Origin of the sequence: Caulobacter sp. (genome assembly GCF_049283275.1) — a bacterium.
GTDB lineage: Bacteria > Pseudomonadota > Alphaproteobacteria > Caulobacterales > Caulobacteraceae > Caulobacter.
The window spans coordinates 1-6,729 of the sequence record NZ_JBAPVS010000188.1; the positions used below are offsets into that span (position 1 = coordinate 1).

At 68.6% G+C, this 6,729-nt stretch carries 6 protein-coding genes and 1 pseudogene; 6 read left to right on the forward strand and 1 reads right to left on the reverse strand.

Going from position 1 to position 6,729, the window contains the following annotated elements:
- The first annotated feature begins 107 nt into the window (after positions 1-107).
- Both WAL33_RS10235 and WAL33_RS10240 read left to right on the forward strand, forming a co-directional pair.
- Positions 108-410 carry a hypothetical protein gene (locus WAL33_RS10235; RefSeq protein ID WP_422181027.1) on the forward strand — a complete coding sequence of 101 codons (303 nt, stop codon included), beginning with the start codon at positions 108-110 and terminating at the stop codon, positions 408-410.
- Positions 411-438: 28 nt separating this feature from the next.
- Positions 439-1,232, forward strand: a pseudogene (locus tag WAL33_RS10240) (DUF72 domain-containing protein).
- 136 nt (positions 1,233-1,368) lie between these two features.
- Here WAL33_RS10240 and WAL33_RS10245 read toward each other — a convergent pair.
- Positions 1,369-2,373 (reverse strand): NAD-dependent epimerase/dehydratase family protein, encoded by a 1,005-nt coding sequence (locus WAL33_RS10245; RefSeq protein ID WP_422181029.1) that lies wholly within the window; start codon positions 2,371-2,373, stop codon positions 1,369-1,371.
- 91 nt (positions 2,374-2,464) lie between these two features.
- On the opposite strand from WAL33_RS10245, the gene WAL33_RS10250 reads away from it, so the two are divergent.
- The 4 genes from WAL33_RS10250 to WAL33_RS10265 all read left to right on the forward strand — a co-directional run bounded on the left by WAL33_RS10250 (position 2,465) and on the right by WAL33_RS10265 (position 6,600).
- Entirely contained in the window at positions 2,465-3,358 is an 894-nt protein-coding gene (locus WAL33_RS10250; protein ID WP_422181031.1) for a LysR family transcriptional regulator, read from the forward strand.
- Between the two features lie 94 nt (positions 3,359-3,452).
- Positions 3,453-4,832 (forward strand): flavin-containing monooxygenase, encoded by a 1,380-nt coding sequence (locus tag WAL33_RS10255; protein ID WP_422181033.1) that lies wholly within the window; start codon positions 3,453-3,455, stop codon positions 4,830-4,832.
- A 51-nt stretch (positions 4,833-4,883) separates the two neighbouring features.
- A complete protein-coding gene (locus WAL33_RS10260) occupies positions 4,884-5,525 on the forward strand; it encodes a TetR/AcrR family transcriptional regulator (protein WP_422181035.1) in 642 nt (213 codons plus the stop codon).
- A gap of 28 nt (positions 5,526-5,553) precedes the next feature.
- Positions 5,554-6,600, forward strand: coding sequence for an alpha/beta hydrolase (locus WAL33_RS10265; RefSeq protein ID WP_422181037.1), 1,047 nt, complete (start codon positions 5,554-5,556; stop codon positions 6,598-6,600).
- Positions 6,601-6,729: the final 129 nt, after the last annotated feature.

Below are 6,729 nucleotides of genomic sequence, written 5' to 3' on the forward strand. Positions count from 1 at the left end.
TCCTCCCCCTCTGGGGGAGGTGGCCCGGAGGGCCGGAGGGGGTTCGCGGCGCAACCCGTCGCCGCACCTGCACGTTAAGCCTCACCTTCCCCACATCGGAGTTCCCCATGCGTCTCGCCCTGACCGCCGCCGCCCTGATCACCCTTGCCGCCGGCGCGGCCCAGGCCTCCACGCCCGGGTCCTGGAACGACCTGCGCGTCCGCTCCGACAAGGCTTGCATCGCCGCCGCCCAGGAGCTGCGCAACGTTCGCGTCACCGCCTATGGCGACACCTTCCAGTCGGTGACCGTCTCCAACCTCGAAGGCGTCTACAAGCCGCGCCACATGAAGGGCGCGCGCGGCAAGGCGACCTGCGTGTTCGACAAGCGCAGCGGCCGCGCCGAGGTCCAGGAACTGCAGGTTCGCCGCTAGCTTTTTCCGCTTCCGGTTTTCGCGGCCGCTGCTAGGGTGCGCCGCGAGAACAGGAAGGGAACAGTCATGACCGGAACCATTCGCTGCGGCATCGGCGGCTGGACGTTCGAACCCTGGCGGGGCGGTCCCTTCTATCCCGACGACCTGAAGCAGAAGGACGAGCTGAAATACGCCTCGTCAAAGCTGACCAGCATCGAGATCAACGGCACCTACTATTCCACCTTCAAGCCCAACAGCTGGATGAAGTGGCGCGACGAGACGCCCGACGACTTCGTGTTCTCGGTGAAGGCCAGCCGGTTCTGCACCAACCGCCGGGTGCTCTCCGAGAACAACGACTCCATGCAGAAGTTCCTGGCCCAGGGGATGGAGGAGCTTGGCCCGAAGCTCGGCCCGATCAATTGGCAGTTCATGGCGACCAAGAAGTTCGACCCAGTCGATTTCGAGGGCTTCCTGAAGCTGCTGCCCAAGGAAATCGGCGGCAGGCCGGCGCGCCACGCCTTGGAGGTGCGCAGCCCGACCTTCGCCACCCAGCAGTTCTACGACCTGGCCGCCAAGTACGGCGCGGCCATCGTCTACGCCGTCGATGACGAGGAGCCGACCTGGCCCTGCATCGACGAACCGACCGGCGACTTCACCTATGCTCGCCTGATGTCCAGCAAGCCCGACGAGCCCACCGGCATGACCTCGGACGAACTGGACGGCATCGCCGCGCAGACCCGGAAGTGGGCCGAGCGCGGCGACGTCTTCGCCTACTTCATCGCCGGGGCGAAGGTGAGAAACCCGGCGGCGGCGATGGCCCTGATAGAGAAGCTGAGGAAGTAACCCTCTCCCCCTACCGAAGCCCTCTCCCATGGGGAGAGGGAGGGACCCATCGTGAAACGATGGGAGGGTGAGGGGGTAAAACGTCAGACGGCGAGCCGGTAGGGCGGTCGTGAGAAATCAGTGAGGGCGTAACCCCTCACCCTCCCACCGCTACGCGGCGGGTCCCTCCCTCTCCCGCTGGGAGAGGGTGATCTAGACACCCCAGCCCCCGCAGGCTCGCCGCCACGGCCGAATCCAGCGGCGTCTGCGGCACGTCTCCCAGGAACGCCTGGAGCTTGCGGTCGTCCAGCACCAAAGGCGCGCGCCACAGGTAGCGCATCTCGGCCATCTCGCCGAAGATCCGCACCATCGGCGACAGAGCGACCACCAGCCACCAGGGGAAGCTCATGACCGGCAGCTTCGGCTGGCCCGTCACCCGCCGCACCGAGGCCGCCATCTCACCCCAGGCCAGCATGTGGCCGCCGAAATGGAAGACCTCGAAAGCCGCGAGGCGGTCGGCGTGGTCCAGCAGCCGAGCCATGGTCTCGGCCAGGTCCGGCAGATAGGCCCAGGCGTGGGCCAGACCCTTGGCCGAAGGCTCGGTCACCGACTTCACCGGAGCGCCCGACTTGACCACCGCCTGGCCGAACCAGTTGTTGCCGGCGTGCGGCCCGAAGAAGTCGCCGGCCCGGACGATCAGCACCGGCGCGCCCTGCGCCGAGGCCGCCTTCAGCCGTCGCTCCATCTCGACCCGGATCTTGCCCTTGCGGGTGGTCGGGGCCTGGGGCGCGGTCTCGTCGATCAGCGGGAAGGTCTCCAGGCCGAAATTGTAGACCGTGCCCGGCAGCAGGATCCGTGCGCCCTCGACCTTGGCGGCGGCGATGGTGTTGTCGATCATCGGCAGGACCAGCTTGCCCCAGTTCTTGTAGCCGGGCGGGTTGGCGGCGTGGACGATCAACTGGACGCCCCGGGCCGCGCGGGCCACGTCGGCCGCGACCATGGCGTCGCCCTCGATCCACTCGATCCCGGCCCTGCCGGGCTGGGCGCGACGGGTCAGGGCCCGGACGGTCCAGCCGTGGCGGATCAGGGCCGAGGCGGCTTCGCCGCCGATGCCGCCGGTCGCGCCGATCACCAGGGCGATGCGTTGTTCAGTCGTCGTCATGTCGATCTCCATCGGTCGATGGTCCAGAATATCGGCCACGCGCAGCGAAACGCGAATTGACGAACCTTCTTGATCTGCCATGCGTAAATGCATGAGCGATCCCGACTGGAGCCTGTACCGCGCCTTCCTGGCGGTGATGACCGAGGGCAGCCTGTCGGCCGCCGCCCGGGCCCTGGGCCTGACCCAGCCGACGCTCGGACGTCAGGTCGCCGAACTGGAGCGCGGCCTGGGCGTGGCCCTGTTCACCCGCTCGCCCCAGGGCCTGAAACCCACCGACGCCGCCCTCGACCTGGCGCCCCACGCCCAGGCGATGGCTGGGGCGGCCAGCGCCCTGGTGCGGGCCGCATCCGGGGCCGGCGACACGGCGCGCGGCGTGGTCCGCCTGACCGCCAGCGAAATCATCGGGGCCGAGGTGCTGCCCCCCATCCTGGCTGACTTCCGACCCAAGCATCCCGGCGTGGCGGTCGAGCTGTCGCTGGACAACCAGCAGCAGGACCTGCTGCGCGGCGCGGCCGACATCGCCGTGCGCATGGTCCGCCCCACCCAGGACGCCCTGGTCGCCCGCCGTCTGGCCGACACCCACCTGGGCCTCTACGCCCACCGCCGCTATGTCGAGGCCGAGGGCGCGCCCGCCACGGTCCCTGACCTGAAAGGCCACGCGGTGGTCGGTTTCGACCGCGAGACGCCCTTCCTGCGGGGTCTGATGCAGCGGCTGCCGCTAAGCCGGGACGACTTCGCCATCCGCACCGACAGCGACCTGGCCCAACTGGCCGCCATCCGGGCCGGTTGCGGGGTGGGCTTCATCCAGCACGGCTTGGCCCGCCGCGATCCCGAGCTGATCCCGATCTGTCCTGGCCAGATCGGCTTCGACCTGCCCGTCTGGCTGGTCATGCACGAGGACCTGCGGGCCACCCTGCGCATGCGCGCCATGTTCGACCACCTGGCCGAGGGCCTGAGCGCCTTCCTGGCGACCTCGCAGCCCTGAGAGCGCCCCGCGCCTGACTGACCCAACGGCAGTTTGACGGCTCGCATAACGCTGATACGCTCACCTGAACAACGATAAGTCAGGGAGCAGGGCGATGGCCTCGGCATTGCCAAAGGCGTGCATCATCGGCGCGGGCTGCAGCGGCTTCACCACCGCCAAGCGGCTGAAGGACGCCGGCGTCCCCTATGACTGCTTCGAGGCCTCCGACGACGTCGGCGGCAACTGGTACTACAAGAACCCCAACGGGCTGTCGGCCTGTTACGAGAGCCTGCACATCGACACCTCGAAATGGCGGCTGGCCTTCGAGGACTTCCCGGTTCCGACCGACTGGCCCGACTTCCCGCACCACAGCCAGGTCCAGGCCTATTTCAAGGCCTATGTCGCCCACTTCGGCCTGCGCGAAACCATCACCTTCAACACCAAGGTCCTGCGCGCCGAACGCACCCAGGACGGCCTGTGGTCGGTGACCCTGTCGACCGGCGAAACGCGGCTCTACGACGTGCTGATCGTCGCCAACGGCCACCACTGGGATCCGCGCGTTCCGCAGTATCCGGGCACGTTCGACGGCCCCGCCTTCCACGCCCACGCCTACAGCGATCCGTTCGATCCGGTCGACATGCGCGGCAAGACCGTCGTCGTGGTCGGCATGGGCAATTCGGCCATGGACATCGCCAGCGAGCTGGCTCAGCGCCCGATCGCCGGCAAGCTGATCGTCTCGGCCCGGCGTGGGGTCTGGGTGTTCCCGAAATATCTGAACGGCAAGCCTTCGGACAAGTCGGCCATGCCGCCGTGGATGCCGCGCAAACTGGGGCTGAAGATCGTCCGCTCGCTGATCCGCAAACACGTGGGCAGGATGGAGGACTACGGCCTGCCCAAGCCCGACCACGAGCCGCTGGAAGCCCACCCTTCGGTCAGCGGCGAGTTCCTGACGCGGGCCGGCTGCGGCGACATCACCTTCAAGCCGGCGATCAAGGCGCTGGAGGGCAGGAACGTCCGGTTCGCCGACGGCAGCGTCGAGCCCGTGGACGTAATCGTCTTCGCCACGGGCTACAAGATCAGTTTCCCGTTCCTGGACGACCCGGCCCTGGTTCCCGACGCCGACCACCGCCTGCCGCTGTTCAAGCGGATGATGAAGCCCGGCGTGCCCAACCTCTTCTATATGGGCCTGGCCCAGGCCCTGCCGACCCTGGTCAATTTCGCCGAGCAGCAGTCCAAGCTGGTCGCCGCCTATCTGACCGGCCGCTACGCCCCGCCGTCGGTGGCCGAGATGGCGAAGATCACCGCCAAGGACGAGGAGCGCCACACCGGCCAGTATTACGCCTCGGCCCGCCACACCATCCAGGTCGACTTCGGAGTCTATTGCGCCGACCTCAAGAAGGAGATCGCGGCCGGCGAGAAGCGAGCCCGGGCCGCCGGCGGGCCCCTGCCGGTTTTGGCGCGCGCGTCGGAATCCTTGCCACTCGCGGCGGAATGAGGCTGAAATCGTGACGGGGCGTCATCTGGGCCTCGCCACGAGTCGCGTCCGATGTCGAACATCGCCTATTTTCCCGCCCGCCCGGTCCTGGAAGACAACAAGCCGGGCAAGCGCGAACGCACCAAGGTCGCCAACCGCCAGTCGATCCTCGACGCGGCGCGCGCGGTGTTCGGCGAGCTGGGCTATGAGGCCGCCACGGTGCGCGACATCATCCGGCGCACGGGTTTGGCCTCGGGCACCTTCTACAATTACTACAAGTCCAAGGAAGAAGTGTTCGACGCCCTGGCCGACGACGGCGCGCGCCGCTTCCGGCCGATCCTGCGGGCCGAATCCGACAAGGCGGTCGATTTCGAAAGCTTCCTGCGCGGCGCCATCCGGGCCTATTTCGACTTTCTGGAAGGCGAGCACGAAAGCTGGCGGACCAACCGGCCGGCGGGCGAGGTCTTCCCCCACGCCCGCGCCACGCCCGAAATCCAGGCGGTGTTCGACGAGGTCCACGAGGCCTTCGCCAAGGTGCTGGAGCACGACCACGTCCCGGCCGTGGATCTCGACTATTTCACCGCCGCCTGCATCGCCGTGGCCCGCGAGATCGGCGACAAGATGTTGGAGCGACGGCCGATCGACGCGAGCGCCGCCACCGACTTCGCTGTCCGGATGATCCTGGGCGGTCTCCCCGCCCTGCCCCGCCCCTAGCCCCCACAAGAAGCCAGAAAGAGCCCGAATGGCCGACCCCGCCGTCCAGAAATTCATCCTCAAGGTCCTGATGTCGCTGCCGAGCCCGGTGCTGCGGGCGATGTCAGGGGGCGGGACGGTCTATCGCGGCGGGCGAACCCTGGATCCGCGTTTCCAGTTCCTGGCCGCGGCCGCCGCCAAGATGCCGTCACTGACCAGCCTGGCGCCCGACGTGGCCCGCGCCGCCAGCGCCCAGGGCCTGACCGCCATGAGCGGTCCGCCCGAGCCCGGCGTGCGCACCGAGGGCCTGTCGATCGACGGTCCGAACGGGCCGATCAAGCTGCGCGCCTATCAACCGACCGACCAGGACAGCAGCGCCCCGCTGATCGTCTTCGCGCATTTCGGCGGCGGGGTGATCGGGGATCTCGAGACCTGCCACGCCTTCTGCGGGATCCTGGCCCGGATCGCCCGCACGGCGGTGCTGTCGGTCGACTACCGCCTGGCGCCCGACCACCGCTTCCCAGCCGGCCTGGACGACGTGCTGGCCGCCTTCCGCTGGGCCCGCGACCACGCCGAGCGGTTCGGCGCCGCGCCCGGAACCGCGGCGATCGGCGGCGACTCGATGGGCGGCAACTTCTCGGCCATCGTCGCCCAGGAGATGAAGCGTCTGGGCGAAAGCCAGCCGGCCCTGCAGCTGCTGATCTATCCCGCCGTCGACGTGGCCAGCGAGACGGCGTCCATGACCACCTACGGCGACGCCTACCCGCTGAGCCGGCCGATCATGGACTGGTTCATGGGCCACTATATGGGTCCCGACGCCAATCCGGCCGATCCGCGCCTGTCGCCAGACAAGACCAAGGATCTGTCGGGCCTGGCTCCGGCCGTGGTGATCACCGCCGGCTTCGACCCGCTGGTCGACCAGGGCGAGGCCTACGCCAAGCGCCTGGTCGCGGCCGGCGTGCCGACCACCTATCGCTGCTACGACAGCCTGGCCCACGGCTTCACGGCGTTCACCGGCGTGGTGCCGGCGGCCGACGCGGCGTGCCGGGAGATCGCGCGGCTGGTGCGGGCGGCGTTCGACGCGCGGGTGGATTGATGAGCGCCAGTCTTCTCCCTTCCCCCTTTGATGGGGGAAGGGCGGGGATGGGGGTGACACCGCCTGACGATGTGGCGCGGCCGAGCCAGATTCTGAACCGCTGTCACCCCCATCCCCAACCCTTCCCCC